General features: G+C 71.5%; 27 protein-coding genes and 2 pseudogenes. 8 read left to right on the forward strand and 21 right to left on the reverse strand.

The genetic code is table 11. From position 1 onward, the window contains the following. Nucleotides 1-42: 42 nt before the first annotated feature. Together EV284_RS14920 and EV284_RS14925 are read right to left on the reverse strand one after the other, a co-directional pair. Nucleotides 43-1,965: a hypothetical protein gene (locus EV284_RS14920; protein WP_130334126.1), complete on the reverse strand. Its 1,923-nt coding sequence runs from the start codon at nt 1,963-1,965 to the stop codon at nt 43-45. Between the two features lie 61 nt (nt 1,966-2,026). After that, entirely contained in the window at nt 2,027-2,533 is a 507-nt protein-coding gene (locus EV284_RS14925; protein ID WP_130334128.1) for a tetratricopeptide repeat protein, read from the reverse strand. 124 nt (nt 2,534-2,657) lie between these two features. On the opposite strand from EV284_RS14925, the gene EV284_RS14930 reads away from it, so the two are divergent. Continuing rightward, on the forward strand, nt 2,658-3,065 hold the full coding sequence (locus EV284_RS14930; protein ID WP_207229034.1) for a hypothetical protein: 408 nt from the start codon (nt 2,658-2,660) through the stop codon (nt 3,063-3,065). A gap of 105 nt (nt 3,066-3,170) precedes the next feature. Here the strand turns inward: EV284_RS14930 and EV284_RS14935 are convergent, their stop codons facing one another. From EV284_RS14935 to EV284_RS14965, 6 genes are all read right to left on the reverse strand, one after another. Then, on the reverse strand, nt 3,171-4,751 hold the full coding sequence (locus EV284_RS14935) for a DUF1996 domain-containing protein (RefSeq protein WP_130334132.1): 1,581 nt from the start codon (nt 4,749-4,751) through the stop codon (nt 3,171-3,173). A gap of 119 nt (nt 4,752-4,870) precedes the next feature. Next, nucleotides 4,871-5,917, reverse strand: coding sequence for an NAD-dependent epimerase/dehydratase family protein (locus EV284_RS14940; protein WP_130334134.1), 1,047 nt, complete (start codon nt 5,915-5,917; stop codon nt 4,871-4,873). Between the two features lie 61 nt (nt 5,918-5,978). Beyond that, entirely contained in the window at nt 5,979-6,581 is a 603-nt protein-coding gene (locus tag EV284_RS14945) for a winged helix-turn-helix domain-containing protein (RefSeq protein ID WP_130334136.1), read from the reverse strand. Between the two features lie 435 nt (nt 6,582-7,016). After that, nucleotides 7,017-8,048, reverse strand: coding sequence for a glutamine synthetase (glnII, locus tag EV284_RS14955; protein ID WP_130334140.1), 1,032 nt, complete (start codon nt 8,046-8,048; stop codon nt 7,017-7,019). A gap of 358 nt (nt 8,049-8,406) precedes the next feature. Next, the gene (locus EV284_RS14960) at nt 8,407-9,147 is read right to left on the reverse strand and encodes a hypothetical protein (protein WP_130334142.1); all 741 of its coding nucleotides are present in this window, start codon (nt 9,145-9,147) and stop codon (nt 8,407-8,409) included. Between the two features lie 97 nt (nt 9,148-9,244). Then, nucleotides 9,245-9,622 carry an ArsC/Spx/MgsR family protein gene (locus tag EV284_RS14965; protein ID WP_130334144.1) on the reverse strand — a complete coding sequence of 126 codons (378 nt, stop codon included), beginning with the start codon at nt 9,620-9,622 and terminating at the stop codon, nt 9,245-9,247. Between the two features lie 212 nt (nt 9,623-9,834). Here EV284_RS14965 and EV284_RS14970 point away from each other — a divergent pair, with 212 nt between their 5' ends. Then, the gene (locus EV284_RS14970) at nt 9,835-10,140 is read left to right on the forward strand and encodes a hypothetical protein (protein WP_130334146.1); all 306 of its coding nucleotides are present in this window, start codon (nt 9,835-9,837) and stop codon (nt 10,138-10,140) included. A gap of 37 nt (nt 10,141-10,177) precedes the next feature. Here the strand turns inward: EV284_RS14970 and EV284_RS14975 are convergent, their stop codons facing one another. Further along, a complete protein-coding gene (locus EV284_RS14975) occupies nt 10,178-10,918 on the reverse strand; it encodes an alpha/beta hydrolase (RefSeq protein WP_130334148.1) in 741 nt (246 codons plus the stop codon). A 74-nt stretch (nt 10,919-10,992) separates the two neighbouring features. On the opposite strand from EV284_RS14975, the gene EV284_RS14980 reads away from it, so the two are divergent. Continuing rightward, the gene (locus tag EV284_RS14980) at nt 10,993-11,265 is read left to right on the forward strand and encodes a hypothetical protein (RefSeq protein ID WP_130334150.1); all 273 of its coding nucleotides are present in this window, start codon (nt 10,993-10,995) and stop codon (nt 11,263-11,265) included. On the opposite strand, the gene EV284_RS14985 is transcribed toward EV284_RS14980, so the two are convergent. From EV284_RS14985 to EV284_RS15000, 4 genes are all read right to left on the reverse strand, one after another. Then, nucleotides 11,262-11,858: a hypothetical protein gene (locus EV284_RS14985; protein WP_130334152.1), complete on the reverse strand. Its 597-nt coding sequence runs from the start codon at nt 11,856-11,858 to the stop codon at nt 11,262-11,264. The genes EV284_RS14980 and EV284_RS14985 overlap by 4 nt on opposite strands. Before the next feature lie 3 nt (nt 11,859-11,861). Then, on the reverse strand, nt 11,862-12,782 hold the full coding sequence (htpX, locus tag EV284_RS14990; protein WP_130334154.1) for a zinc metalloprotease HtpX: 921 nt from the start codon (nt 12,780-12,782) through the stop codon (nt 11,862-11,864). 96 nt (nt 12,783-12,878) lie between these two features. Then, entirely contained in the window at nt 12,879-14,078 is a 1,200-nt protein-coding gene (locus tag EV284_RS14995) for a hypothetical protein (protein WP_242625704.1), read from the reverse strand. A gap of 28 nt (nt 14,079-14,106) precedes the next feature. After that, nucleotides 14,107-14,367 (reverse strand): hypothetical protein, encoded by a 261-nt coding sequence (locus EV284_RS15000; RefSeq protein ID WP_130334158.1) that lies wholly within the window; start codon nt 14,365-14,367, stop codon nt 14,107-14,109. A gap of 281 nt (nt 14,368-14,648) precedes the next feature. Here EV284_RS15000 and EV284_RS15005 point away from each other — a divergent pair, with 281 nt between their 5' ends. Continuing rightward, nucleotides 14,649-14,897, forward strand: coding sequence for a hypothetical protein (locus tag EV284_RS15005; RefSeq protein WP_130334160.1), 249 nt, complete (start codon nt 14,649-14,651; stop codon nt 14,895-14,897). A 57-nt stretch (nt 14,898-14,954) separates the two neighbouring features. On the opposite strand, the gene EV284_RS15010 is transcribed toward EV284_RS15005, so the two are convergent. Together EV284_RS15010 and EV284_RS15015 are read right to left on the reverse strand one after the other, a co-directional pair. Then, nucleotides 14,955-16,058, reverse strand: coding sequence for a HAMP domain-containing sensor histidine kinase (locus tag EV284_RS15010; protein WP_130334162.1), 1,104 nt, complete (start codon nt 16,056-16,058; stop codon nt 14,955-14,957). Next, complete coding sequence (locus tag EV284_RS15015) at nt 16,051-16,725, reverse strand: response regulator transcription factor (RefSeq protein ID WP_130334164.1); 675 nt, start codon at nt 16,723-16,725, stop codon at nt 16,051-16,053. The genes EV284_RS15010 and EV284_RS15015 overlap by 8 nt, the downstream gene beginning before the upstream one ends. Before the next feature lie 87 nt (nt 16,726-16,812). On the opposite strand from EV284_RS15015, the gene EV284_RS15020 reads away from it, so the two are divergent. From EV284_RS15020 to EV284_RS15030, 3 genes and pseudogenes are all read left to right on the forward strand, one after another. Continuing rightward, nucleotides 16,813-17,802 (forward strand): endonuclease/exonuclease/phosphatase family protein, encoded by a 990-nt coding sequence (locus EV284_RS15020; RefSeq protein ID WP_130334166.1) that lies wholly within the window; start codon nt 16,813-16,815, stop codon nt 17,800-17,802. A 271-nt stretch (nt 17,803-18,073) separates the two neighbouring features. Then, nucleotides 18,074-18,889 (forward strand): annotated as a pseudogene (locus EV284_RS15025) (IS5 family transposase). A gap of 50 nt (nt 18,890-18,939) precedes the next feature. Further along, nucleotides 18,940-19,326: pseudogene (locus tag EV284_RS15030) on the forward strand (transposase); the annotation flags it as partial. Between the two features lie 9 nt (nt 19,327-19,335). Here EV284_RS15030 and EV284_RS15035 read toward each other — a convergent pair. Continuing rightward, nucleotides 19,336-19,869, reverse strand: a complete 534-nt coding sequence (locus tag EV284_RS15035; RefSeq protein WP_130334168.1) for a MarR family transcriptional regulator — start codon at nt 19,867-19,869, stop codon at nt 19,336-19,338. Between the two features lie 58 nt (nt 19,870-19,927). Between EV284_RS15035 and EV284_RS15040 the strand changes: the two genes are divergently transcribed. Beyond that, entirely contained in the window at nt 19,928-20,872 is a 945-nt protein-coding gene (locus tag EV284_RS15040; protein ID WP_130334170.1) for an amidohydrolase family protein, read from the forward strand. Nucleotides 20,873-20,986: 114 nt separating this feature from the next. On the opposite strand, the gene EV284_RS15045 is transcribed toward EV284_RS15040, so the two are convergent. The 5 genes from EV284_RS15045 to EV284_RS15065 all read right to left on the reverse strand — a co-directional run bounded on the left by EV284_RS15045 (nt 20,987) and on the right by EV284_RS15065 (nt 25,760). Further along, nucleotides 20,987-21,928, reverse strand: coding sequence for an amidohydrolase family protein (locus EV284_RS15045; protein ID WP_130334172.1), 942 nt, complete (start codon nt 21,926-21,928; stop codon nt 20,987-20,989). Between the two features lie 123 nt (nt 21,929-22,051). Further along, complete coding sequence (gene dmpG / locus EV284_RS15050) at nt 22,052-23,071, reverse strand: 4-hydroxy-2-oxovalerate aldolase (protein WP_130334174.1); 1,020 nt, start codon at nt 23,069-23,071, stop codon at nt 22,052-22,054. Further along, a complete protein-coding gene (locus tag EV284_RS15055; RefSeq protein ID WP_130334176.1) occupies nt 23,068-24,012 on the reverse strand; it encodes an acetaldehyde dehydrogenase (acetylating) in 945 nt (314 codons plus the stop codon). The genes dmpG and EV284_RS15055 overlap by 4 nt, the downstream gene beginning before the upstream one ends. Next, nucleotides 24,009-24,812, reverse strand: a complete 804-nt coding sequence (locus tag EV284_RS15060; RefSeq protein WP_130334178.1) for a fumarylacetoacetate hydrolase family protein — start codon at nt 24,810-24,812, stop codon at nt 24,009-24,011. The genes EV284_RS15055 and EV284_RS15060 overlap by 4 nt, the downstream gene beginning before the upstream one ends. Nucleotides 24,813-24,974: 162 nt before the next feature. Then, nucleotides 24,975-25,760 (reverse strand): IclR family transcriptional regulator, encoded by a 786-nt coding sequence (locus EV284_RS15065; protein WP_202448214.1) that lies wholly within the window; start codon nt 25,758-25,760, stop codon nt 24,975-24,977. Nucleotides 25,761-25,971 lie beyond the last annotated feature (211 nt).

Genomic DNA, 25,971 nt, shown 5'->3' on the forward strand with positions numbered 1-25,971 from the left:
CCCGTGCACAGCCTTGTTGAGCAATCTGTCAGCAGCGCCCGGTCAGCGCAGCCCGCTGATCTTCCGGCCGCCCTCCAGCGTGCCCGCCAACTGCGCCTGCGCGCCCCGCTCCGCCTTCGCCACCAGCAACTGGCCCTGCCCGGAAGCGGTCACCCCGCCCGAGGACCGGATCGAGGTCACGCCCCGGCTGCCCGCCGCCAGCAGATACCAGTGGCCGCCGCTGGACTTCCACAGCACCCCGGCCAGTACATGCGGATCGCGCGGCCCGCACGCCCTGGTGTCGGTGCCCTTGGCCACCACCGCCCCGGCCGGGCCGCCCGGCGTACGGAACTGGGCCAGCGCGGCGGTGCCGTCACCGCGCCAGGTCTCGGCCCGCGTGCACACCCATTGCCCGGCGCCGCTCGCGTCCGGCAGCGGCTGCTCGGCGAACGCCCACGCGTTCACCCCGCGCACCCCGGCCGCCCGCTCCGCCGCCAGCGAGCAGGCGAAGGGGGCCCAGGCGCGCAGCCCTTCGGCGCCGGTCGCCTCGCCGGCCGACCCCGGCCGGCCCGCCGTGAGGTGGGCGGGCACCAGCTCGCCCAGGTCGGTGGAGAGCTGGGTGCCGGAGCCGTCCGTCAACTGGAGCACGGTCCAGGACGTGCAGTCGCCCGCCCGCAGCGCCGGGCTGGCCAGCGGAGAGGTGACCCCGTCGGTCAGGGTGAGCGCGGTCGGCGCCGACTCCGGCTTGGTCAGGTCGCGCCCGGCGGCCTTCTTCACCCAGGGAGCGGCCAGATAGCGGACGTTGCCGTCGGAGCGGCCGAGCACCAGCGCGCTCGCCTCGGCGCCGGTCGCGCCGTCCACGCGGGCGAAGTCGAGCGCCGCCCCCTCGGTGCCGTCCCTCGGCTCGGCGTAGCGGGCGATGCGCAGCCCGTCGTAGAGGACCACCACCCGGGCCGCGTCCACATCCCCCGCGTAGAGGAGTTGGGGCGGTCCGGCGGGGCCGCCGGTGAAGGTACCGGGGGTGGCCGAGACGCGGACCGTGGCACCGGGGCGGGCCCAGACCGCGAGCGCCCGGCGCAGCAGGCCGTCGTCGCCGGTGAGCGGGCCGCGCGCGGGCCAGACGGAGAAGTCGGTACGGGCCGAGGTCTTCCAGGCGGCGGGGGTCACCCGCTGCACCTTGGCGGGGTCGAGCGCGGCCACCGCGGCCGGGTTGTCCGCGTAGGAGGGGGCCGCGGCGCCGTCCGGACCCCAGCCGCCGCCGGGCAGCGCGACCAGCACACAGGCCACCGCGAGCGCGGCGGCCGCGGCCACCGCCGCCTTGGTGTGCTGGCGGCGGCGCATCAGGTCGGTGGGCCGGGCCTGCAGCGAGCAGGCGTCGAACTCGGGGGAGGCGAGCAGCGCGTACCGCGCGGGCACCCCGTTCGCCCCGGCCAGCGCGGACTCGGTACGGGTGACCCCGGCGGCCTTGAGGATCTTGCGCACGCCGTCGTCCGTCAGTCCCTCCAGGCCGCGCAGGACGTAGGCGGCGCGGGCCGGGCCGGAGAGGGCCGACAGCTGCTGGTCCAGGGCGAGTTCGTCGGCGCCGCCGGAGCGCGGGAAGAGCCTCAGGCCCCACACCTGCGGGAGCGGAGCCGGGAGCTGGGACAGCTTGGGCAGTCCCTTGCGCGGCTCGGACGCCTCCAGCGCGCTGCGCAGCACCCGGAGCCGGACGAAGTCGTAGCCGGGGTCGCCGTCCCGGCCGGCCGACTGGGCCGGGATCAGGGCGTGCTGCTTGCGGCCGCGCGGGAGGGCGCGCTGGGCGAGGGCGTGTGCGGTCAGGACCCGGCGCCCCCGGCCGAGAGCGGGCGGGAGCACCAGGTAGGCGAGCCGGACCAGCTGGGGATAGTGCTCGACGAGCGCGGCCTCGGCCCGGCCGACGTCGACGGCCGGGTCCTGGTTCCGCGAGGAGGCGGGTGCGTGACGGTGGGCTACATCCTGTGACTGCACATCGGGGAGAACGAGCGAGACGGCCTTAGGTCACCGCCGCACGGGTGAGGCGCTCCCCGCGTCACGCCGGTTCGGTCAGCTGCCGGGCGTAGTTGGCCATCGACCGCTGGTAGCGCGGGAGATGGGGGGCCAGCGCGCCGAGCGCCAGGGAGAGTCCCTCCCGGTCCCGGCCCAGGCTGGACAGGCACAGCGCCAGACAGGCCCGTACCGCGTCGTCCAACTCGTCCGAGGGCGCGTCCAGTTCGGGGGTGAGCAGGGCGACACCCTCCTCCGCGTGGCCGGTGTTGCGGAGCGAGCTGGCCAGCTGGATCTTCGTCCGGCGGGCCTTGTACGGGTTCGCCTCCGTCAGGCCGTTGTCCAGGGCCGCGCGGTACAGTCCGACCGCGTCGGCCGAGTGGCCGGTCGAGTCGAAGGCGCAGGCCCGCTCGAACAGGCCCAGCGGATGGTCCTCGGGCAACTCGTCGGCCAGCTTGCCGATCACGGCACGGAAGCCCGCCGCGTCGTCCTCGGGCCAGGTGTCGAAGGCGGCCCAGGCGGCCGCGACGCGCTCTTCCCAGTCTTGGTCCATCGCAGCACTCTGGCAGGCGCCGGGCGTGCCGATCAAGGGATTTGAGCACGTCCGGCCTCACAGCCGTACCCGTGGCGAGGGCTCGGGTGCGGGATGCCCGATCCCACCAGGACCGGAGGAACGGATGAGGATGACCAGCGCGGTGCTCGTGGGCGCCGTGGTGCTGACGCTGGCGGGATGCGGCGCGGACCGGGACGACACCGCCAGGGTGCCGGCCACCGCGACCGGCAGCCTGGAGAGCCTGGCCGCCGAGGTGAAGTGCCGCCCGGACATGCAGACCGACGCCGACGAGATCCGCCAGGCGCTCTGCAAGAACGCCGACGGCAAATTCGTCCTGGCCACCTTCGCCACCGACCGGGGCCAGCGCGAGTGGATCAACGACGCCAAGGACTACGGCGGTCACTACCTCGTCGGCCGCAAGTGGGTCGCGGTGGGCGACGACGGCGTGGTCAACGCGCTGCGCGGCACGCTCGGCGGCGAGGTCGAGGTGGGCACCGACCACAGCGGGCACGGGGCGGGGCACACCGGCTGAGGCGGCACGCACACGGCGAAGGCCGGTGACGGGAGGCTTCCCGTCACCGGCCTTCTGTCGTGATCCCCCGAGGAGGGGGGTCTTCAGAGGATCACGAGCTATGGATCACGAACAGTTCTGGCCGCGGTTCACACAGTTGGCGATCTTGTTGGCGAGACCGTTCTTCGTGATGGCGATGAAGTCGTCGTGGTCGGTGGAGGGCTTGTGGAGCTGCTCCGGGAAACCGTCCACGGCGTAGGCGTTCTTCACCTGGCCGTTCTCGATGGTGGGCGGCTTGATGTCGTACACCAGCCGCATGGTCAGCTGCGGAATGGCCTTGAAGCCGTTCTGGCAGTTGCCGTTCGCGTCGGCGAACGCCACGTGGGTGCGGTGGTTGGCGCTGTCGGCGTTCTGGCCGTCCCAGCAGCTCTGGAAGGCGAAGGACCGCACGACCTTGCTGCCCTGGGGGCAGATCGGGTACTGCTCGGTGAGCTGGACCTTGTTCTCGAACCCGGTGCAGCTCCAGTGGGCGTTGGCGTTGGCCAGGCCGTTGGTGGTGGTCTTCGCGTCACCGGTGATGATCCGCAGGAACTGCGGCATCGCCACGACCTTGCCGGTGGGGCTGCCGACGTACTTGATCTGCGCCTGGACCGGCGTCAGGATCTTGCCGACGTTGCCCTCCTTGCCGCCGCCGTCGTTGTTCTGGTCGAAGTCCTGCGAACCGTCCTGGACGCGGACGACCGGCCAGTAGTACGACGACAGGTCGCTCTTGTTCTGACAGCTCGAACCGCCCTGGAGGAAGGTGTCGTTGCTGGCGAACGCGTCGATCTTCTGGTTGCCGACGTAGTCGTGCAGGTGGTGCGCGCCGTTCTTCACACCGGGCGCCACGATGACGTTGTCGGTGTTGTGGTTCTTGTTGGTGTTCACTCCGCAGCGCGTGGTGAAGGTGCCCCGCGAGGCGTTGCGGGCGTTGCGCGGCTTGGCCTTGACGTTCGGCTGGGCCTTGGTGATGTCGACGAAGTCGGCCGCGACGGGGCCGTTGCCGGCCTGGCCGCCGATGTTGCCGCCCTGCTGACCGCCACCCTGCTGGCCGCCCTGCTGCTGACCGCCACCCTGCTGCTGGCCACCGTTGTTCTGGCCGCCACCCTGCTGGCCGCCCTGCTGCTGGCCCCCGCCCTGCTGCTGACCGCCGTTCTGGCCGCCCTGCTGGCCGCCGGCGTTGGTCTGGTCGGCCGGGGTGCCGGTGCAGTTGGCCAGCGTGTCCAGGTCACCCGGGGCGGTGCCGCCCACACGGGTGATCTCCAGCTTGATCCGGTCCAGGATGTTCTGGCGGCGCTCCTTGAGCGGCTGGAGGATGCTGTTCTGGACGAAGCTCGCGTCCCGGGTCTGCGCGTCCCGCGTGGTCGCCAGGCGCTGGTACGCCTCGGTGATCTGCCGGTCCAGGTTGGACAGTTCACCGGCGACGTCGGTACGGGCCTTGTCCGGCACGTTGGTCAGCTTCTGGCCGACGTCCGGGCAGGAGATCGTGGCGACCTGCGCGGCCGTGGCCTTGGTGCGGTTGCCTCCCCACGCGTCATCGTTCGACTCGTGAGCCGAGGCGTAGAAGTTCGCCCAGATCAGCCCGCCCCCGCCGAGCGCTAGGGCCGCCGATGCGGCGGTGACCTTCACGGCCAGCGGCGAGCGGCGTTTACGTATGTTGCGTCCCATGGAACTCCTCTGACTTCCTTGCGGGGCAGCTTCGAGGCGCCCGACAGGAGTGAAGCGGCGCCCTTCCATACGCACGCCGCCCCAGAGGTGTTCACCGGTCTCACAAATATTTCCCAGGTCTACCCGCGCTCGTCCGGTGAAATGCCTTCTGAACTGCGGGAGTTGGAATTCGCCGCGAGTGCGGCCGCCTCCTTCTCCGGATCGACGCCCGGCGCCTTGCGGCCCGGCCGCTCGGGCACCCGCCCGCCGATCGAGGTCAGCCATCGCCAGGTGTCGGCGACCGTCTCGTCCACCGGCCGGCAGTGCAGCCCGGTGGCCAGCGCCCGCGACACGTCCCCCCGGTGCACACAGGACAGCTCGCCGTCCGGCGGCGCCCAGACGGGCAGCTCGGTCCACGGCTCGATCCCGGCCGCGAGGATCGTCGCGGGGTCGGTCCAGCGCAGCTCCGCGGCCGAACCGGTGGCCTCCCGGCACCGCTCCAGCAGCTCGCCCATGGTGGTGTGACCCGGCGCGCTCGCCAGGTCGTACGGCCCGCTCAGCCCCTTGTCCAGTGCGTTCAGCAGCCAGTCGGCCAGGTCGCGGGCGTCGATGTACTGGATCGGCATGTCGCGCGGACCCGGTGCCAGCACCTCGCCGCCGCGCGCGATCCGGTTCAGCCAGTAGGGGAGCCGGCCCACGTTCTCGTACGGGCCGAGGATCAGTCCGGCCCGTACCAACAGGGTGCGGTCGGCGCCGAACGTCTCCAGGACGGCCAGCTCGCCGCCCCGCTTGTCTGCCGCGTAGTCGGTGGCGTCCGCGTCGGCGGCGCCCTCCACCAGGGGGCCGTCCTCGGCGAGGCCGCCCAGGGTGGGCCAGGGCCAGGTGTAGACGGAGCGGGTGGATATGTAGGCGTACCGCTCGACGCGGTCCTTCAGGAGGCGGGCCGTGTCCAGCACGGTCTTCGGCGCGCCCGTCCAGGTGTCCACGACGGCGTCCCAGTGGGTGTCGTCACCGGTGAGAGCGGCCAGCCCCTCGGGAGTGGTGCGGTCACCGTGCAACGACCGTACGTCCGGCGGGGGTTGGCGGTTGCCGCGGTTGAAGGCGGTCACCTCCCAGCCCCGCTCCAGCGCGGCCTCCACCACGGCCCGGCCCACGAACTCGGTTCCGCCCAGCACGAGTAGCTTCATGCCGGGGATCATGCCCGGAGCGGACGCCCGCGGCACGCGCGTCCGCTCAGAGCGGATCAGCTCAACCGGCCGACGGGGGAGAGTACTTGTAGCCGACCCGGCGCACGGTCTGGATGGCGTGACGGTACTGGGCGCCCAGCTTCCGGCGCAGCCGGGCGATGTGCACGTCGACGGTACGGCCGTCGCCGACATGGCCGTATCCCCAGACCGTGGTGACCAGCTGGTCGCGGGTGTGCACCCGGTGCGGGTGCGCCACCAGATGGGCGAGCAACTCGAACTCCAGGTAGGTCAGGTCGAGTTCACGGCCGTCCACATGGGCGATCCGGCGTACGGCGTCGATCCGCACCACCGGCTCGGGGGCCGGCCCGGCCGGGGCGGGGACGGCCGTCGGGGCGAAGGGCGGGCGCTGGTCGGCCGGGACCAGCACCAGGTAGCCGACCATCGGCGGGCGGCCGGGGAGGTCGGGCAGGGTGTGCGGCGGGGCGGGCAGCCAGGTGGCGCCGGGCGGCAGCAGGCCCGCCACGGTCTCGGCGACGGCGGGAGAGGGCAGATGCCACTCCTCGTCCCGGTCGACGGCGCGCAGCCGGTGCCGGGTGCCCCCGGCCGGGGCGGCGGGGCGGTCGGTGAGGGTGGTGGCGGTGGACTGAGGACGGTGGGTCGCCATGAGAGGTCAGCTCTTTCGCGCGAGGAGTGTCGTCGGGCGAGGCGGCGGCCCTGACTGTGGTCGGGCGCACGCCTGGGGGACGTTCGTCGTGACGCGCTGGCCGGAGGCCGGATGGTCCGTGGGCCGGTGGTGTCCGGCGCTCAGGGATCTACGGTGCTCAGAGGGCTCGCGCGGTGGCCGCGCGGCAACACACTCGGTCGAAGTCGTCGTGCTGACGGGAAGGCCAGAACGGCTCCAGGTCCTCACGACCCGTAGCTACGAAGTTCTGGATGCCGACCATGGGCCCATTGAAGCAGACGCGGGCGCCGCGCAGGAGCCTTCTCTCACTCCTTGGACGCCGCCTTGACACCTTCTTGGCCGAAACCCGCTGCTGGCCGGGGGTATGCCGAAGGGGCGCCCACCGGCCCGGCGGGCGCCCCATCCCGGTATGTGGGATCAGACCTGGCCGGCCTTCTCCAGCGCGGCGCAGCAGGTGTCCACCAGCAGGCGCGTCACCACGTAGGGGTCGACGTTGGCGTTGGGGCGGCGGTCCTCGATGTAGCCCTTGCCGTCCTTCTCGACCTGCCACGGGATGCGGACCGAGGCGCCGCGGTCGGAGACGCCGTAGCTGTACTCGTTCCACGGGGCGGTCTCGTGCAGGCCGGTGAGGCGGTCGTCGATGCCGGCGCCGTAGTTCTTGACGTGATCCAGCGGCTTGGAGCCCTCGCCGAGCGACTCGCAGGCGGTGATGATCGCGTCGTAGCCCTCGCGCATGGCCTTGGTGGAGAAGTTGGTGTGCGCGCCCGCGCCGTTCCAGTCGCCCTTGACCGGCTTGGGGTCGAGAGTGGCGGAGACGCCGAAGTCCTCGGCGGTGCGGTACAGCAGCCAGCGGGCCACCCAGAGCTGGTCGGAGACCTCCAGCGGGGCGAGCGGGCCGACCTGGAACTCCCACTGGCCGGGCATGACCTCGGCGTTGATGCCGGAGATGCCGAGACCGGCCTTGAGGCAGTTGTCCAGGTGGGCCTCGACGACGTCACGGCCGAAGATCTCGTCGGCGCCGACACCGCAGTAGTAGCCGCCCTGGGGGGCCGGGAAGCCGTTCTCCGGGAAGCCGAGCGGGCGGGTGCCGTCGAAGAAGGTGTACTCCTGCTCGATGCCGAAGATCGGCTCCTGGGCGCCGAAGCGCTCCTCGGTCTCGGCGAGCGCGGCACGGGTGTTGGACACGTGCGGCGTCATGTCGATGTCGAGGACCTCGCACAGCACCAGGATGTCGTCGCCGCCGCGGATCGGGTCCGGGCAGGTGAAGACCGGCCGGAGCACGCGGTCGGAGGCGTGGCCCTCGGCCTGGTTGGTGGAGGAGCCGTCGAAGCCCCAGATCGGCAGCGCGTCGAGACCGGCCGGGGTGCCCGTGATGATCTTCGTCTTGGAACGGAGCTTGGCCGTCGGCTGGGTGCCGTCGATCCAGATGTACTCGGCCTTGAAGGTCACGGGGACACATCCTTCGGGGTGGTTCGGGCGCAGACGAGGTGCCGCGACGCCGCGGCACGGACACCGCGTCGATATGTCCGGCAGCGTGTCAACAGCCGATTTCCCGATCATTGCCCGTATGTGAACCCCGTGTTACCTGGAGGTTCTGTGTCGCGGCTCACCGTGGCCGGACACGACGGAGGCGGGGTCCGGGGGCGCCGCCTGTTCCTCCTGCGCGGGTGGGTGCGCAAGGCGGCGAGTCACGGACCCCGCCCGTCGGTGCGGGGTGCGGGGTGCGGGAGACCGGGGAGCGGCCCGGAGCCGACGTCAGGTCGGTCCGGGCCGTCCTCTCACCGGTTTCCGTTCACCTCGTGGCGCCTCACCCCACCTTCTCGATCACGGCACGGCGGATCAGGAACTTGCCCGGCTCCCGGACCTGCTCGAAGGCCGCGTTGTTGAGGAGGGCGCAACTGCCGGACACCGAGGCGACCTTGACGGTCGTGGACTTGTTGTTGTCCAGGTTGGTGACCTTCAGCGTGGTCCCGATCGGGAACTGGTTGCTGGAGGCGGCCGGGGCGCCGCCCTCGCCGGAGAGGGTGACGGTGGAGCCGTTGCAGACCTGCTGGCCGGAGGCGGCGGCGCCACCGCCGTTGCCCTGTGCGGGCGGAGCGCTCTGGGCGGGCGGAGCACTCTGGGCGGGCGGAGCACTCTGCCCGCCGGCCTGCTGCCCGGCGCCCTGCTGCCCGGTGCCCTGCTGGCCCGCGCCCTGCTGGTTGCCCGCCTGGGAGTCCTGAGCCGACTCCCCAACGGTGCAGCCGGCGGCCTTCTGCTGGACCTTGATCTGCTCGATGACCGCCTCACGGTTGGCGATCCGGGCCGAGGACTGCGCGTCCGGGTTCGCCTTCTGGCCCTCGATGAACTTCTGGTTGTTGCCGAGGGCGGTGGCGAACCCCTGGCACACGGTCGAGTCCGCTGCGGACGAGAGGGTCTTGGCGTCCTGCGGGCTCTGTGCCGCGTTCGAGGTGGCCGCCAGGGCGAAGGCCCCACCGCCCGCCACCGCGGCGGCGCTGACGAGGAGCGCGATCTTCTTCTTGGTGCCGAGACTTCTCCTGCGCGACATCGGCGCCTCCAGGGGGGTAGGGGAGCGTACGCCGCTATGTACGGGAGGCCCGGCCGCCGTGTCTCAACGGTGACACGCGTTGGGCAAGTGACCTACGTCATACGGAAGTTGGTCCGCTCCGACGCAGCGCGTCCCGCACCGCCTCCTCCGACCGGGCCACCAGCGCCGTCCCGTCCTCGGCGGTGATGACCGGCCGCTGGATCAGTACGGGGTGCTCGGCGAGCGCGGAGATCCAGCGTTCCCGCGCCTCCGTGTCCCGCGCCCACTCGCGCATCCCCAGTTCCCCGGCGACATCCTCCCCGGTCCGGGCGATGTCCCACGGCTCCAGCCCGAGCCGTCCGAGCAGCTCCCGGATCTCCTCCGTACTCGGCACGTCCTCCAGGTACCGCCGCACGGTGTACGCGGCCCCCTCGGCGTCCAGCACATCGAGCGCGCCACGGCACTTGGAACAGGCGGGGTTGATCCAGATCTCCATGCGGGTACGGTACGCGCCGCCCGGTCCGTTCGAATTTCCGGACCCCTCGCGCCACTTGTGTGACAGCACGTCAATTCCCCGTCCCACCAGGACATTCAATGCCCCTTCGCGCCCTCCCCGTTGTCAGTGGCCGCCGGTAGACTGGGGGCAGTGTTCGAGAGGATTCGCCGGGGGGTTCCGGTGGGTGCTCCGCTCGCCACAGGAGGGTGTCCGTGTCCGTTGCCGCTCTGAGGAACAAGCCGTCGCCGACCCAGTCCACCGCCAGGCGGCCCGTGCCGCTCGACTCGCCGTACACGCCCGCCACGAAGCGTCCGCTGCCCGCCGGCCGGCCGCGTGAGTGGTACGTGACGCACAACCGGCGCCTGAAGGCCATGCGCCTCGCCATAGCCCTGCTCGACTCGGGCGTCTACCTCCCGGCCCAGGCCCGCGACGAGGCGATCCGTGACACGGCCGACAGGCTCGGCGTCCACCCCCCGTCCGCCACGACCTGCCGCATGGTCCGCGCACTGCTCCACTGAACCCGCCGGCCGGGCGCCCCCGAGGGGCGCCCGGCACTCAACCCGGCAGCAGCTCCGTCACCAACCGGCGCCCGTCCTCCGGGTGATCGCGGAACCACAGGCCCAGCTTGTGGTCCGCGTAAGGAAGTGCGAATCGGAAGTACCGGGCCCGTGCGCGCAGTGCCTCCTCGACCGCCCTCGTCACCTCCGGCGGGATGACCGTGTCCGTGCCCGGTGTCACCAGGACCGCTCTCCCCTCGAAGGCGCGGAGGGCCGGCAGGGCGGGGGAGTTACGCCAACTGTCCGGTGTGCGGAGGATCTTGGTGAAGGGGCCCGTGCCGTCGCCGAACGGCTCGTCCCATGCCGCCGCGGCGAACACCCCCGGTGCGCACAGGCCCACCGAGGCCACCCGGTGTCCGTAGTGCCGTACCAGGTCCGCCACCGTCTGGCCGCTCATGCTGAAGCCGACCAGGACGAGGGGGCCGGCCCCCACGTGGGCGTCGATCACCGCGACCGCCTGCTCGAAGCGCCGGCGCAGGCTGAGTTCGGACAGGTGGCCCGTGCTGCGGCCGTGGCCGGAGAAGTCGAAGGCCAGGGCGTGGCGGCCCCGCTCGGCGAAGGCCGACAGCAGGGGCAGCAGGCGTTCCTTGGTGCCGGTGCCCGCGCCGTGGAGCAGCACCGCCGCGGGGCCGGTGCCGGGAGTGCCCGCGCGGACCGCGCTCAGGCGCTCGCCGTCGCAGTCGACGGTGAACTCATGGACGGAAGACGGCACTTGAGTCGTGCCCTGGTGTTCACTCATAGTCACCGAATCCGGAAAAGGAGATGCACTCACAGTAGCCGCGCCGGTACGTTGAATCGCCAGGAGGTTCCGTCATGAGCGTTCTCATCGTCGCCGCCACTCTCACTCTGGCCGTCCTCGGCATCGGTGACCACCTCTACTGGCTCGCCGCCGTCGCCCTGCTCTGCCTGTACCTCAGGAGCGGTCGCGGCTCGCCACCGCCACCCCCGCCGCCCGGAGGGGGCCCGCCCCCGGAGACGTACCGCGCCTACCGCGACCGCCGTGACCGGCAGGCCAGGTGGGAGCGGCGCTACCGCCGGGAGCGCCCCCATGAGGCGCGGCGGCAGCAGCGGGAGAAGAGCCGCTAGCCCGTCATCCCCGGCGCGTCCCACAGCGGGAACCACCGGGAGGTGTCCTTCTCGATCCGCAGGTCCCCCTCCAGCGCCGACGCCACCTGAAGCTCCAGGGCGTTGTCGCGGCGCTGGTGGCCGGGGCGGGTGCACAGCGGGTAGAAGGTGCCCCGCTTGTAGAGGTACACGAGGGCCAGCCGGCGGTCGTCGTCCTGGTCCGCCCGCTCGAACGCGGCGAGGGAGCAGAGCAGTTGGGGGCCGAAACCGTTGGCCTCCAGCGAGCTGTTCACCGCGTGGAGGTCGTTCACCAGCTCGGGGAGCTGGCCGGGGGAGCGGTGGGAGCTGAGCCAGGAGTACCCGTAGTCGTCCCGCGTCAGCTCCACCGGCGGACCCTCGCGCCGGGCGTCGGCGTCCAGCAGCTCCCGTACCTCCCGGTGCGTCTGCTCGAACGCGGCGCCCTCCACGGTGGCGAAGCACACCGCGCCCGCGCCGGTCGGGGTGAACCCGGCAGCCGCCTGGAGGGTGATCGCCGCCGAGGGCAGCGCGAAGAGCCGGTCGAGATCGGGCGCCACCGGCTTCGTACGCCCCAGCAGGATGTCCAGCAGACCCAATGATCAGCCCGTCTTCTCGGGGGTGGCGGCCTCGCCCAGCTCCGCGGAGATCCGGCTCAGCTGGGCGAGCCGCTGCGCCAGGGGCGGGTGGGTGGAGAAGATCCGCTCGATGCCCGGCTCCTTGCCGGTCGCGGGGGTGAAGTAAAACGCGTTGAACGCCTGCGCGGTGCGCAGATCCTTGGTCGGGATACGGGCGATCTCGCCGGACACCTTCGTCAGCGCCGACGCCAGCGCCGAGGGGCGGCCGGTCAGCTGCGCGGCCGCGCGGTCGGCGGCCAGCTCCCGGTACCGGGACAGGGCCCGGATCAGCAGGAAGCTGATCGCGTACACGGCCGCCGAGACCCCGATCACCGCGGCGAAGATCGCGGCCGTGTTCTGGTCGCGCCGGCCACCGCCGAAGAGCTGCGAGTAGAACATGAACCGGACGATCAGTCCGGCGATCACGCCCAGGAACGACGCGATCGTGATCACGGCGACGTCCTTGTGCGCCACGTGCGACAGTTCGTGCGCCAGCACGCCCTCCAGCTCGGCCGGCTCCAGCCGCCGCAGCAGGCCGGTGGTCACACAGACCACCGCGTGATCGGGGTTCCGGCCGGTGGCGAAGGCGTTCGGCATGTCCAGCCCGGACACGGCGATCACCGGTTTCGGCATGTCCGCGATCGCGCACAGCCGGTCCACCACCGCGTGCAGCTCGGGATACTGCTCCCGCTCCACCACGTGCCCGCGCATCGCGAACATGGCGATCTTGTCGGAGAACCAGAACTGGGCCACGAACATCACGGCCACCAGCACCGCGACCAGGATCCACGACTTCAGCAGCACGATCAGCGCGGCGACGAACGCCACGTACAGCAGCCCGAGCAGAAACATGGTGACCGTCATCCGCACGGTCAGCCGACGGTCACTGCGAAAACGGCTCGGCATCCCGCATCACCCCACACTCGGCCCGTCCCCCCGCATCCAGTGTGCACCCGGCGCGGCCCGTGCCGGTGGCCGCCGCCGGCAAAGGCTTCCCCCGCTTCACCGGCCCACCGCCCCGGCCCGGTCGAGCAGTGCCGCGACCTCCGGGCTCCGCAACGCACGCGGGTCCCGGTGTACGACCCGCCGGACGGCATGCCCGGCCCACGTCCGCAGCCGTACGTCCGGGTCGCCGAGCAGCGGCACGGCCGCCCGGAGCCGTACGACATCACCGTGCGCGTCGAGCAGCCGCCACGCCGACACCCGCTCCCAGCGGGGCCGCCCGGCGTCCAGCCGGGACAGCAGCCACTCCTCGGGCAGCGCGCGGGCCGACGGCAGCAGGGCGAGCGTGGCCTCGCCGACCACACCGGGCGCCGGATCGTCCAGCAGCGGCCGCAGCCGTCGTACGTCCGTCACGTCGAGCCTGCGCAACCCGGCCACGGCCCGTGCCCGTACGCCCGGCTCCGGATGCTCCAGCAGACCCCACAGCAGGGGCGCGTCCGCCCGCTCACCGCACTCCCCGAGCCCGATCGCGGCGCCGGGCTCCACGCCCGGGTCCGCACAGCGCGTCCGGTACCAGGGCAGGGGGTCGATGCCGTGCTGCCGTACGACGTACCGCGCGCAGGCCCGCACCAGGGCCGAGCGGTCGGCCAGGAACTCCACCGCCCGCTCCGGGCGCCCGAGCCGCCGCAGCGCGGTCACCCCGGCCGACCTGGCCTGCGGATTCCGCCCGCCGAGCAGGATCTCCGCCACCTCCGCGTGAACACCGCCGGCCAGCGCGGCCTCGGCGCACCGGCCCTGGACCACCGCGTCGTCGTCCTCGGTGGCGGCGCGGGCCAGCTCCACGGGGGAGAGGCTGCCCTCCTCCACGGCCAGGCGGTACGCGAACCTGCGCACCGCGCGGTCGCCGGAGACCAGCAGCGGAGCCAGCCGCTCGCGGGGTGCCTGGCGGAGTACGCCGTCGAGCAGGCCGAGGGCGTGCTCGCCCCGGTACCGGCCGGCGACGCGCAGGATCATCGGGGCGAGGGTCACCGCGGTCCCGGCGTCGAGGATCTCGGCGAGCAGGTCGCGGGCGCGACGTCGTACCGGCTCGGCCCAGTCGGCGCACCGCACGACGACCAGCGGGAACAGCTCCGGGTGCCCGGCGGCCTCGGCCAGCGCCCGGTGCCGGACCCGGCCGTCGCGGTGGCAGAGGGCACTGAGCGGCGTACGGCGCTCACCCTGCTGCTCGGGCCCCCAGTCGGCCCGCGCCCGCCGGTCCAGCTCCAGCCACTGAGCCGGGCTCCTGCCGTTAATAGGGCGACCTCATCTGCGCCCACCCCAGCAGCACGATCACCGCGGCCACGCACCCCAGCACCACCACGGTCGACACCCACGAGCTGCGGCGGGAGCCGCGGACCGGGGTCGGGTCGGCGCGGAAGGGCAACGGGGCCGGGGGATTCTCCTTCCAGCGCGCCGCGAGCATGCGAGCCCGGGCGGAGGGCTCCTTGTGGGCGGCGGAGTCGGCCCACCTGATGTCGAACTCCCGCTGCCAGTCGTCCTGCTCGGTCATGCCACGCAACCCTTCCCGGAGACGGGGTCCATGATCCCCCGAGAGTAGGAAGCGCGGGCGGCCGAAAAGGTTGCACGGGGCGGCCCGGTCCGGCTCCGGATGCCGACCGGGAGGTGCTCACCTAGCATCGGGAGAGTGCCGCAGAGCGGGACGCGCTGCAGCGTCGTCCCGGCCGACCGAACGCGGCCAGCCCACCGACCGCGCGGACTCCCACTCCGAGTGCGCGGCCATCCGAACCGTGCAGTCACGTACCGCACGCGGGGTGGAAGGAAGGTACGTCCATGAATGCACAGCGCGCCAAGCGTCTCGTCGCGGCATCCGCCGCCGGACTCCTCCTGGCAGCAGGCGGAGCCCTCGCCACCACCGGCACGGCCTCGGCCACCACCGCCCAGGTGCCGACCAACCGCGGCTGCGGCTGGTGGGGCAACTGCGGCTACGGCTACGGTCCCGGCTACGGCTTCAACAACGGCTTCGGCCCCGGGTACGGCTACAACAACGGCGGTGTCGTGGTGATCGTGGTCCCTGGGTGATCACCACTAGGTGACAACAGAGGGCCGCCACCCCGACCGGGGTGGCGGCCCTCCTCGTCACACGGCGCCGCTCGCCGGCAGCTCCACCGTGATCCGGAGCCCGCCCGAGGGGCGCGGGGTGAGCGTCAGGGTGCCGTCGTGCGCGCGGGCGATGGTCTTCACGATCGCCAGACCGAGCCCGGCCCCCGCGTGGTCGGTGTGCACCCGCTCGCCGCCGCGTCGGAACGGCTCGGTGAGCGTCGCGGCCAGCTCGGGGGAGAGGTGCTCGCCGGTGTTCTCCACGGTGAGCGTCACGGCGCCGGGGCGGACGGCCGTACCGACCCACACCCGGCCCCTGTGAGGCCGGTTGTGCACGATCGCATTGTGTACGAGGTTCACGGTGAGCTGGAGCAGCAGCGGCTCCGAGCCCGTCGTGGGCGCGAACTCCCCCGAGGTCTGGATGCCGATGCCGTGCTTCTCCGCGAGCGGCAGCAGGGTCTCCGCGGCCTCCTCCGCCAACAGGGACAGATCGACGTCCGCCCGCGCGAAGGACCGCTGCTCGGCCCGGCTGACCAGGAGCAGCGCCTCGGTGAGGCCGATCGCGCGGGCGTTGACCGCGTGGAGGCGGTCGAGGAGCTCGGCGGTGTCCCGCTCCGGGTCGGTGCGGGCCACGTCCAGCAGGGCCTTGGAGATCGCCAGCGGGGTGCGCAGCTCGTGCGAGGCGTTGGCCGCGAAGCGCCGCTGCTCGGCCACGTGCGCGTCGAGCCTGGCCAGCATCGTGTCGAAGGCGTCGGCCAGCTCGCGGAACTCGTCCCGCCGGCCCGGCAGCCGGACGCGGTGCGAGAGGGAGCCGTTCGCCGCCTTCCGGGTCGCCTCCGTCACGCGGGTCAGCGGCGCGAGCATGCGGCCCGCGAGGAACCACCCGCCGACCAGGCCGAAGACCAGCAGGAACGCCAGGACCCCGGCCGCGCGCGGCGCGAAGACCCGCAGCAGGTTGGAGCGGACCGGGAAGACGTCGTACCGGACCGGCGTGCCCGAGGGCACGATCAGCGCCCGCTCGGGCACGTACCGCAGCAGGAACAGCCACACCGCGGCGAGCAGCAGGCCACCCGCGAGCATGAGGAACCCGGCGTAGCTGAGGGTGAGCCGGAGGCGGACGCTCGGCCCCGGCGCCCTATCCACGCCCGCTCCCGGTGTCGATGCGGTACCCGACCCCGGGCACGGTCGCGATCAGCCAGGGCTCGCCGAGCCGCTTGCGCAGGGCGGAGACGGTGATGCGTACGGCGTTGGTGAACGGGTCGGCGTTCGCGTCCCACGCCCGCTCCAGGAGTTCCTCGGCGCCGACCACCCCGCCCTCGGCGGCGACCAGCACCTCCAGCACCGCGAACTGCTTCCTGGTCAGCGCGACATGGCGCCCGTCCCGCTGGACCTCCCTGCGGAACGGATCGAGCCGCAGCCCCGCGATCTCCCGTACCGGCGGGCGGTGATGGGCCCGCCTGCGGTCCAGCGCCCGCAGCCTGAGCACGAGTTCGCGCAGGTCGAAGGGTTTGGTGAGGTAGTCGTCGGCGCCGAGTCCGAACCCGGACGCCTTGTCGTCCAGCCTGTCGGCCGCGGTGAGCATGAGGATCGGCGTCCCGCTGCCGGAGGCGACGATCCGCCGGGCGACCTCGTCGCCGGAGGGGCCGGGGATGTCCCGGTCGAGCACGGCGATGTCGTACGCGTTGATCCCCAGCAGCTCCAGCGCGGTGTCCCCGTCGCCCGCGATGTCCGCCGCGATCGCTTCCAGACGCAGCCCGTCCCGGACGGCCTCCGCCAGATAGGGCTCGTCCTCGACGATCAGCACACGCATGCCGTCGAGGCTACGAGGTGGTGCGTATCGTCCGCGTATCGGAAACCGCATACGCCCCCGCAACACCGTGCCGTCTTGGCTGGGCGCATGATGCGAAACGCGCTCCGCGCCTGTTCCCGCCCGGAGCCCTGGAGGCGGGGCCCGGTGCTCACGGCACTGGCGTTGCTGCTCGGCCTGCTCCTGCTGTCGCACGCGGCGATCCCCGACTTCGCGGGCCTGGGGAGCCTGGTGGAGAACGTCCTGCCGTGGTTCGGCGTACTCATCCCCGCCCTGCTGGCCGCCGCGCTGTGGCGCCGCTCCCTCGCGGCGGTGACCGCGCTACTGCTCCCGGCCGTGGCCTGGACGACTCTCTTCGGCGGCCTCCTCCCCGACAAGTCCCACCCGGGCGGCGACCTCACGGTGGCCACCCACAACGTCGGCGCCGCCGACCCCGTTCCGACCGCCCGCACCCTGGCCGCCGCCGGCGCCGACATCCTGGCCCTGGAGGAACTGACCCCGCAGGCAACCCCGTTGTACGAGAAGACGCTGGCGCCGAGGTACCCCCACCACGCGGTCCTCGGCACCGTCGGCCTGTGGAGCGAGTTCCCCCTCTCGGGAACCCGCACGATCGACGTCATGAACTACGGCCCCCTGGCCGCCACCAGATCAGCCGCCGCGAAGCTCCCCGAGAACCGAGCCCTCCACACCACGGTCACCACCCCCGACGGCCCCCTGGCGGTCTACGTGGCCCACCTCGGCTCCGTGCGCCTCATGCCCCGCACCGGCTTCTGGACCGCCAGCCGCGACATCGGCGCCGCCGCCCTGACGAAGGCCGTCACCGCCGACCCCGGCCCCCGGGTCCTCCTCCTGGCCGACCTGAACGGCACCTGGGACGACCGCGCCTTCGACGGCCTCCGCGCCCACCTCGACTCGGCCCAGCGAACCTCCGGCACCGGCTTCGGCTTCACCTGGCCGGCCACCTTCCCCGTGGCCCGCATCGACCAGATCCTCTACCGGGGGATGAAGGCCGGCCGTTCCTGGACCCTCCCCGCCACGGGAAGCGACCACCTGCCGGTGGCGGCGACGCTGACCTGGTGAAACAACACCGCCCCCGCCTCCACGAGGGAGAGCGGGGGCGGTGCCTGGTGTCACGCGGCGACGATCACACGTCGTAGTAATGCACATCCAGCGTCCTGACCTGCGCATTCTGGTCTTCACGAAGATCATCTTGCACAGACGTTGCACACCGGGTCAGGCGGACTGCTCGTAGATGTTCCGCAGGGCGGCGCGCAGTTTGGCGCCGGCGTTGGGCGCCCGGTGCACGTGCTTAGACCGTGTCCTATGTGGAGCTGAGTCGTTGGGCTTGGTTATGGGGCGGGGTACGTGGAGTTGGATTGTTCCGGACGGGCTGTGGGAGATCGCGGAGCCGTTGATCCCGCCGTCGAAGGTGCGGCGGCAGGGTGGTGGGACGCAGGACACGCCTGATGAGACGCTGTTCGCGGCGATCATCTATGTGCTGGTCAGTGGATGTGCCTGGCGGGCTCTGCCGCCGTGCTTCGGGATATCGAAGTCGACCGCGCCGTCGGTTTGTGATCTGGTCGCGGGCGGGTGTGTGGGGCCGGTTGCACGAGGAGATCCTGCACCGCCTGGACGACGCCGGCCTGCTCGACCTCTCCCGAGTCGTCCTCGACTCCGCCCACGTGAGGGCGAAAAAAGGGGCGAACTCACAGGTCCGAGTCCCGTGGACCGGGGTAAGCCGGGTTCCAGGATGCACGTTCTGTCGGACGCGAACGGACTGCCCACCGTCGTCGGCGTCTCCGCGGCCAACACCCACGACAGCCTCGCCCTGAAGCCCATGGTCCAGGGTCACCAAACGAGACACGACCCCCACCGCGGCCGGTACTTCAAACCTGTGCGTCTCCATGCCGACAAGGCCTACGATATCCCCCACCTGCGGAAATGGCTCTGGGGAAAGCACATCGGTGTCCGTATCGCCCGCAAAGGGATCGAGTCCAGTGAACGGCTGGGGCGCCGACGATGGGTCATCGAGCGGACCATGTCCTGGCTCACCGGCTACCGCAGACTCAACCACCGTTACGAACGCCACCCCCGCAACTACCTGGCCTTCCTCGGCCTTGCTGCCGCCCTCTGCTGCTACAAACGACTCATCCGCCTCACCACATAGGACCCGGTCTTAGAAGTCATCTCATTTGGCTCGTTCGATAGTCTGCGGGTGTGGGGATCGTTGAGCGGCTAGTGCCGGATGAGCTGTGGGAATTGTTCCAGCGGGTGGTGCCAGAGGCGCCGACTCGCCCGCAAGGTGGCGGCCGGCGTCGGCATGGCGACCGGGAGGTGCTGGCTGCGATCGTGTTCGTGGCGACGTCGGGCTGCACGTGGCAGCAACTGCCCTCTGCCTCGTTCGGGCCTTCGGGTGCCACCGCCCACCGGCGGTTCACGGAGTGGTCGAAGGCCAGAGTGTGGGCGAAACTCCACCGCCTGGTCCTCGATGAGCTCGGTGCCCGCGGCGAGTTGGACTGGTCCCGCTGCGCGATCGACTCGGTGAACATGCGGGCCCTGAAAAAGGGGGATCTGACAGGTCCGAATCCTGCAGACCGGGGCCAGACCCACGCGTCACTGCTGCGTGGTCTCTCCCTCGCCGAGCTGAGGGACGGTGTCACCGATGACCGCGGCGAGGCGCTGGAGCTGAGCGGCGAGTTCGCGGCGTTCCCGGGGTGTGAAGTGCGACAGCGCTTCGGTCTGGCGTGAGCGCAGTTCCGTCCGCATCGCCGCGAGCCGGTCGGCTCCGTCGGCGGTGAGGCGGACGAGGACCTGGCGTTCGTCGTGCGGGGAGCGCTGCCGGGTGACCACGCCCGCCGCTTCGAGCTGCTTGAGCATCCGGGTGGCGGTGGGGACGCTGACCTCGGCGGTGACGGCGAGCCTGCCGACCGGCAGCCCCTCGCCTCCCGCGTCTGCGGCCAGGGGCTCCAGCAGGGTGAGCTGCGCCATGGACAGCCCGGTCCCGGAGCGGCCCATGGTGGCCGCCCGGGAGCGGCGCATGGCATAGAACAGCCGGTCAGCGGCCTGCGCCAGCTCCCTCACGCCCTCCTCGCCCCCGGTCGGCCGCTGGGCGTCTTCCTCTTCTTCGTGCTTGCTCTTCTCTCGCATGACTGTTAGCTTACTAAATGAAGTCGTTAGCAAGCTAAGCTTTAGGAGGCTTTGAGTCATGGACTTCCCCGCACGCATCGACGTTCACAACCACATCGTCCCGCCGGTCTGGGCCGGGACCCTGGCCGCGCGCGGCCTGAACTCCGGCGGCTGGGCCATCCCGGCCTGGAGCCCGAAGAGCGCCATCGCGATGATGGACGAGCAGGGCATCGCCACCGGCGTCATGTCCGTCACCTCGCCCGGCGTCCACCTCGGTGACGACGCCGACGCCCGGGGCCTGGCCCGCGCCGTCAACGAGTACGGTGCCGAGGTCGTCAAGGACAACCCCGACCGCTTCGGCCACTTCGCCAGCATCCCTCTGCCCGACGTGGACGCCGCTGTGGCGGAGGCCGTGTACGCGCTCGACGTCCTCGGGGCCGACGGTGTGGTCCTCATGTCCAACGCCCACGGCAAGTACCTCGGCGACCCGGACTTCGAGCCGCTGTGGGCCGAACTGGACCGCCGCGCCGCGAACGTCTTCGTCCACCCCGCGCAGCCGCCGATGCCGCTGCTGCCGGGCACCCCGGCGCCGCTCGCGGACTATGTCTTCGACACCACCCGCACCGCCCTGAACATGGTGCTCAACGGCGTCATGGACCGCTACCGCAACGTCCGCGTCATCCTGTCCCACGGCGGCGGCTTCCTGCCCTACGCCGCCTACCGCTTCTCCGGCCTGACCTCCACCGTCGTCGACCCGGAGCGCAACGCGGACGACATCGTGCGCGACCTGAAGCGGTTCTACTTCGACACCGCCCTGTCCGCCAGCCCCTCCGCCCTGCCGGCCCTGCTTGCCTTCGCCGAGCCCGGCCACGTCCTCTACGGCAGCGACTGGCCCTTCGCCCCGCAGGAGGCCGGCTCCTACTACAACCACTTCCTGGAGACCTACCCGCACTTCACGCCGGGCCAGGCCGAGGCCGTCGATCGCGGCAACGCCGAGGCGCTCTTCCCCCGTCTCGCCCGCTGACCCGGCCCTCCGGGCGCACCTGACGCGCCACGCCATACCGCGATGCCCCGCACCAACGGTGCGGGGCATCGGCGTCGTGCCGGACGGGCGTGGCGTCCGGGGCGCCCGCCCCTGTCAGACGAGGCGCGTGAAGAGCTTCTTGGCGTTGCCGCGGTTGAAGGCGGTCTTCTGCTCGTCCGTGAGGCCGCTGTGCGTGTCCAGGAGCTGGTCGAACGCGGTGGCGACGGGCGCGGGGGCGTAGGGGAAGTCGCTGCCGAAGAGGATGCGTTCGTGGTCCGCGAAGGCCAGGAAGCTGGGGAAGGCGTCGGGCCCGGAGGACAGGGCGGTGTCCCAGTAGAAGAGCTTGAACTTCGCCAGCAGCTCCTCGGTGGAGGGCCCCTCGGGGTCGAGGGCCGGCTGGAGCTCGCAGAACCGCATCACCGCGTAGGGGACGAACCCGCCCGCGTGCGCCAGGATGATCTTCGTGTCCGGGTAGCGGTCCAGCACCCCGGAGAACACCATCTGCACGGCGTTCCGGGTGGTGTCGAACGGATAGTCCACCAGTGGGCCCGGCACGCCCGGAAGGACCTCGATCGGAGGGGAGGTCGGATGGATGAACACCACGGCCGACCGCCGGTTCAGCGCCTCCCAGAGCGGCGCGTACCTCGGGTCACCCAGATAGACGCCCCCGTAGTTGCTCAGGAGCACGACTCCGTCGGCGCCCAGCTCGTCCAACGCGTACTCGGCCTCGGCCACAGCGCCCTCGACATCCGGCAGCGGAACCGTGGCGAAGTTCCCGAACCGGCCCGGATACCGGCTGACCAGCTCCGCCACGTACTCGTTGACCCGGCGCGCCATGTCCCGGCGCTCCTGCCCCTCCCAGGCGACCACACTCGGCGCGGTCAGTGACAGGACGCTGGTGGCCACCTGCTGATCGTCCATGAACGCCAGGTGCGCCTCCGGGCTCCACGCCGGGGTGGACCAGCCCGACGGGTCCCCGCCATGGCTCGGCAACTCCTCGGCCCAGAACGGGGGCACCACATGCGTGTGCACATCGATACGGGCTGCGTTGGGCATCAGAGTCTCCCTCTCCGCCCCCCCTTCGAAAGATGCTCTCGGAACGTAGCCCGCCCCCATCGCGCCCGCCATCCGAGCCCGCCACTCGGGCGACCTGAGGACGGGTGACGACAAGCATGGCTCTCACGCCTTCGAGGTCGTCTCCAGCAGGTCCAGTGCGATGTCGACGATCATGTCCTCCTGGCCGCCCACCAGTCGGCGGCGGCCGACCTCCAGGAGAATGGCGCGCGCGTCGACGCCGTACTGCCGTGCGGCCGCCTCGGCGTGACGGAGGAAGCTGGAGTAGACACCCGCGTAGCCCAGGGTGAGGGTCGCCCGGTCCACCTGCACCGGGCGGTCCTGCAGCGGACGGACGATGTCGTCGGCCGCGTCCTGGAGCGCGAACAGGTCACAACCGTGCTTCCATCCGTTGAGGTCGGCCACCGCCACGAACGGCTCGATCGGGCAGTTCCCGGCCCCGGCGCCGTGTCCGGCGAGGGACGCGTCGACGCGGGTGACGCCCTCCTCGACGGCCACCACCGAGTTCGCCACCGCCAGCGACAGGTTCTGGTGGGCGTGGATGCCGATCTGGGTGTCGGGAGCGAGGACGTCCCGATAGGCACGCACCCGCTCACGGACCCCGTCCATGGTCAGCCGGCCGCCGGAGTCGGTGACGTACACGCAGTGCGCGCCGTAGGACTCCATCAGCTTGGCCTGCTGCGCCAGCTCGGGCGCATCGGCCATGTGGCTGAGCATCAGGAATCCGGAGACGTCCATGCCCAGTTCACGTGCGGCCGCGATGTGCTGCGCGGAGACATCGGCCTCCGTGCAGTGAGTGGCTATCCGGACGGAGCGCACGCCGAGCGCGTACGCGTGCTTGAGCTCGGCGATCGTGCCGATGCCCGGCAGCAGCAGGGTGGTGAGGGTGGCGCGTTCCAGCACCGACGCGGCCGCCTCGATCCACTCCCAGTCGGTGTGGCTGCCAGGACCGTAGTTGAGCGACCCTCCCGCCAGCCCGTCGCCGTGGGCGACCTCGATGGCGTCGACACCGGCCGCGTCGAGGGCCGAGACGATCCGGGTGACGTCGGTGGGCGCGATGCGATGGCGGACGGCGTGCATGCCGTCCCGGAGGGTGACGTCCTGGATGTAGAGGTCAGTGGTCATGCCCGGGCCTCCTGACGCGGGTTCTGAGCGAGGCGTTCGGCGGTGCGCATGGCGGCCGAGGTCATGATGTCGAGGTTTCCGGCGTATGCGGGCAGATAGTGTGCGGCACCTTCCACCTCCAGGAACACCGAGACGCGGGTGGTCACCGCGGCGGAGCCGGCCGGGACGAGCGTGTGGACCGGTTCGTCCGGGGCGAGGGGCGTGAACTGCACATCTTGCTTGAGCCGGTAACCGGGTACGTACTTGGCGACCTCGGCGACCATGTCGGCCACCGAGGCGCGGATCGCCTGGTGATCCGCTTCACCGATGAGGCAGAAGACGGTGTCCCGCATGATGAGCGGCGGATCGGCCGGGTTGAGGATGATGATGGCCTTGCCGCGAGCGGCTCCGCCGACCGTCTCGATCGCTGCGGCGGTGGTCTCGGTGAACTCGTCCAGGTTGGCCCGGGTGCCGGGGCCTGCGGACTTCGAGGAGATGGAGGCGACGATCTCCGCGTACGGCACCGGGGTGGTGCGCGCGATCGCGTGGACGATAGGGATGGTGGCCTGCCCTCCGCAGGTCACCATGTTCACGTTGCCGGATGTGAGGTGCGCGTCGAGGTTGACGGGCGGAACGATGAACGGCCCGATCGCGGCCGGGGTGAGATCGACCAGCGTCTTCCCGTAGGGCGCCAGCCGCGCCGCGTTGGCCTCGTGAGCCTTGGCGGAGGTGGCGTCGAAGATGATGCCGATGTCCTCGAAACCGTCGAGGGCGATGAGGCCTTCGACGCCCTCGTGCGTGGTGGGGACGTTCAGACGACGGGCCCGGGCGAGGCCGTCGGAGTCGGGGTCGATGCCTACCAGCGCCGCCATTTCCAGGACGTCCGACGTGCGCAGGATCTTGATCATCAGGTCGGTTCCGATGTTGCCGGAACCGATGACGGCCACCTTGGTCTTGGTCATGCGGAGTCCTTGTCGGTGAAGGTTGCGGAGACGGTGCCCAGGCCGGAGATCTCCGCGTGGACGCGGTCACCGGCGGCGACCCGCGCCATGGGACCGAGGGCCCCGGACAGCACGACCTGCCCGGCGCGCAGCGGTTCCCCGAGGGCGTGCGCGGTACGGGCCAGCCACAGCAGAGCGTTCAGCGGATCCCCCAGGCAGGCGGCGCCGTTGCCTTCCGAGACGCGTACATCGTTGACGTACATGCGCATCGTCGTCGCGCGGGGCTCGAACTCGTCGAGCCGGAGACGCGCGTCGCCGAGCACGTACAGGCCGCTGGAAGCGTTGTCGGCGACGGTGTCGGTCAGGCTGATGTCCCAGTCGGCGACCCGGCTGTCGACGATCTCCAGTGCCGGAGCGGCGTGGGCCACCGCGGCGCGTACGTCGGCCGGACCGAGGTCGGGATCGTCCAGGTCGTCGGAGAGAACGAAGGCGATCTCGGCCTCGGCCTTGGGCTGCAGGAGGCGGACCATGTGCACGTCGCCTCCCGAAACGTCCATGTCGCCGAAGAGGAAGCCGAAGTCGGGCTGGTCGACGCCCAGTTGAGCCTGGACGGCCGAGGAGGTGAGACCGATCTTGCGGCCCGTGACGACCGATCCGGCGTTCAGGCGCCAGGCCGTCAGCAACTGCTGTACCCGGTAGGCGGCTTCCATGTCCTCGGTGCCGAGCAGGTCCCGGACCGGGGCGCACGGCACCCGCCCTTCGGCTGCGGTCCTCAGCCGCTCCGCGGCCTCGTTGATGACCGCCTGATCGATCGAAGTCATCGGCTGGTCTCCCCTTGCGCGGTCGTGATGGCGAACCCGGCGATCCCCTTCGGGATCAGGTCGGCTTCATGCTCCCCTTCACCGACGTCCGTCGACAGCGCGTGTTCCGCTCCGCGGAACAACGGGTGGCGATCCCTCGACTCCGCCCGGGCGGCTCTCCCGTCAGAGGCAGAGGCCGCCGGCGAGACGCTGGGCCACCGCGGACACCAGTCGGGCCTGTCCCGTCACCACGCCCGCGAGAGCCGACGTGGGGGCGACCACGGAGATCGCCGCCCGGGCCCGGCCGGTACGGTCACGGACCGGCGCGGCCACCGTCGTCAGGCCGTCAACAGTCTCCTGGTCGTTCACCGCGTACCCCTGGTGACGCACACGGTCCAGAGCCGCGTCGTACTGCCGGCGGTCCGTGATGGAGGCCGCGGTTCGACGGGGGAAGCCGGCATCGCGGCGCGCCTGGGCGACGGTCGCGTCGAAGGCGGCGATCGCCTTGCCCGAGGCCGTCAGATGCACCGGCTGCCGGTGCGCGACGCCGTGCAGCATCATCAGGCCCTGGTGGCTGTGCAGGCGTTCCAGGTAGATGACGTCGGGGCCGTCCGGCACAGCGAGGTGGACCGTGTAGCCCGTGCGGACGCGGAGGCTCTCCAGCAACGGGAGCGCGGTACGACGCAGCCGGGACCGTTCGGCGGCCAACCGGCCCAGTTCGTGGAGTTTCAGGCCCAGGCAGTAACAGCCTGTGTCCTCATTGCGCTCCACGTACCCCTTCGCACGCAGGGACGTCACAAGCCGGTGCGCGGTACTCTTCGCGACGCCGAGCTTGCGCGCGATGTCGGTGATACCGAGTTCCTGCTGCGTTTCGAAGCAGTCGAGGACTTCCAGAGCCGACGTGACGGACTTCAGACCGCCGTCCGGCAGAACGGAGCCCGCCTCTCGCGGGAGATGCGATGGTGCCACAGCAACCTCCAGGCCGCCGCGCCCAGTAGCGCGTGCGTGGGGTAACTGTCAGCCGGGGTCCTCCATTACGCAAGTGTTTCAACCGTGCGAATTTCCGGGTCAACATGGCCCTCACCTGCGGTTATCCATACCTGAAAGCCCGGCGTCCAGGGTTCGGTCGCCAGGCTTCGGGAGGCACTGAGCACTGCGGGTGCGTCCGTTCTACGGCTCC

Source organism: Streptomyces sp. BK022 (assembly GCF_004217355.1).
Classification (GTDB): Bacteria; Actinomycetota; Actinomycetes; order Streptomycetales; family Streptomycetaceae; genus Streptomyces; species Streptomyces griseoluteus.

What these genes read in the sequence shown, in the direction of transcription:
- EV284_RS14960 (WP_130334142.1), bottom strand. Translation starts at nt 9,147, where the DNA reads ATGTCGCGCAGGAGAAGTCTCGGCACCAAGAAGAAGATCGCGCTCCTC.
- EV284_RS15060 (WP_130334178.1), bottom strand. Translation starts at nt 24,812, where the DNA reads ATGACTTCGATCGATCAGGCGGTCATCAACGAGGCCGCGGAGCGGCTG.
- EV284_RS15055 (WP_130334176.1), bottom strand. Translation starts at nt 24,012, where the DNA reads ATGACCAAGACCAAGGTGGCCGTCATCGGTTCCGGCAACATCGGAACC.
- EV284_RS15035 (WP_130334168.1), bottom strand. Translation starts at nt 19,869, where the DNA reads ATGCGAGAGAAGAGCAAGCACGAAGAAGAGGAAGACGCCCAGCGGCCG.
- EV284_RS14925 (WP_130334128.1), bottom strand. Translation starts at nt 2,533, where the DNA reads ATGGACCAAGACTGGGAAGAGCGCGTCGCGGCCGCCTGGGCCGCCTTC.
- EV284_RS15015 (WP_130334164.1), bottom strand. Translation starts at nt 16,725, where the DNA reads ATGCGTGTGCTGATCGTCGAGGACGAGCCCTATCTGGCGGAGGCCGTC.
- EV284_RS14940 (WP_130334134.1), bottom strand. Translation starts at nt 5,917, where the DNA reads ATGAAGCTACTCGTGCTGGGCGGAACCGAGTTCGTGGGCCGGGCCGTG.
- EV284_RS15005 (WP_130334160.1), top strand. Translation starts at nt 14,649, where the DNA reads ATGAATGCACAGCGCGCCAAGCGTCTCGTCGCGGCATCCGCCGCCGGA.
- EV284_RS15000 (WP_130334158.1), bottom strand. Translation starts at nt 14,367, where the DNA reads ATGACCGAGCAGGACGACTGGCAGCGGGAGTTCGACATCAGGTGGGCC.
- EV284_RS15040 (WP_130334170.1), top strand. Translation starts at nt 19,928, where the DNA reads ATGGACTTCCCCGCACGCATCGACGTTCACAACCACATCGTCCCGCCG.
- EV284_RS14980 (WP_130334150.1), top strand. Translation starts at nt 10,993, where the DNA reads ATGAGCGTTCTCATCGTCGCCGCCACTCTCACTCTGGCCGTCCTCGGC.
- EV284_RS14965 (WP_130334144.1), bottom strand. Translation starts at nt 9,622, where the DNA reads ATGGAGATCTGGATCAACCCCGCCTGTTCCAAGTGCCGTGGCGCGCTC.
- EV284_RS14930 (WP_207229034.1), top strand. Translation starts at nt 2,658, where the DNA reads ATGAGGATGACCAGCGCGGTGCTCGTGGGCGCCGTGGTGCTGACGCTG.
- EV284_RS14975 (WP_130334148.1), bottom strand. Translation starts at nt 10,918, where the DNA reads ATGAGTGAACACCAGGGCACGACTCAAGTGCCGTCTTCCGTCCATGAG.
- dmpG (WP_130334174.1), bottom strand. Translation starts at nt 23,071, where the DNA reads ATGACCACTGACCTCTACATCCAGGACGTCACCCTCCGGGACGGCATG.
- EV284_RS14935 (WP_130334132.1), bottom strand. Translation starts at nt 4,751, where the DNA reads ATGGGACGCAACATACGTAAACGCCGCTCGCCGCTGGCCGTGAAGGTC.
- EV284_RS15045 (WP_130334172.1), bottom strand. Translation starts at nt 21,928, where the DNA reads ATGCCCAACGCAGCCCGTATCGATGTGCACACGCATGTGGTGCCCCCG.
- EV284_RS14945 (WP_130334136.1), bottom strand. Translation starts at nt 6,581, where the DNA reads ATGGCGACCCACCGTCCTCAGTCCACCGCCACCACCCTCACCGACCGC.
- htpX (WP_130334154.1), bottom strand. Translation starts at nt 12,782, where the DNA reads ATGCCGAGCCGTTTTCGCAGTGACCGTCGGCTGACCGTGCGGATGACG.
- EV284_RS15020 (WP_130334166.1), top strand. Translation starts at nt 16,813, where the DNA reads ATGATGCGAAACGCGCTCCGCGCCTGTTCCCGCCCGGAGCCCTGGAGG.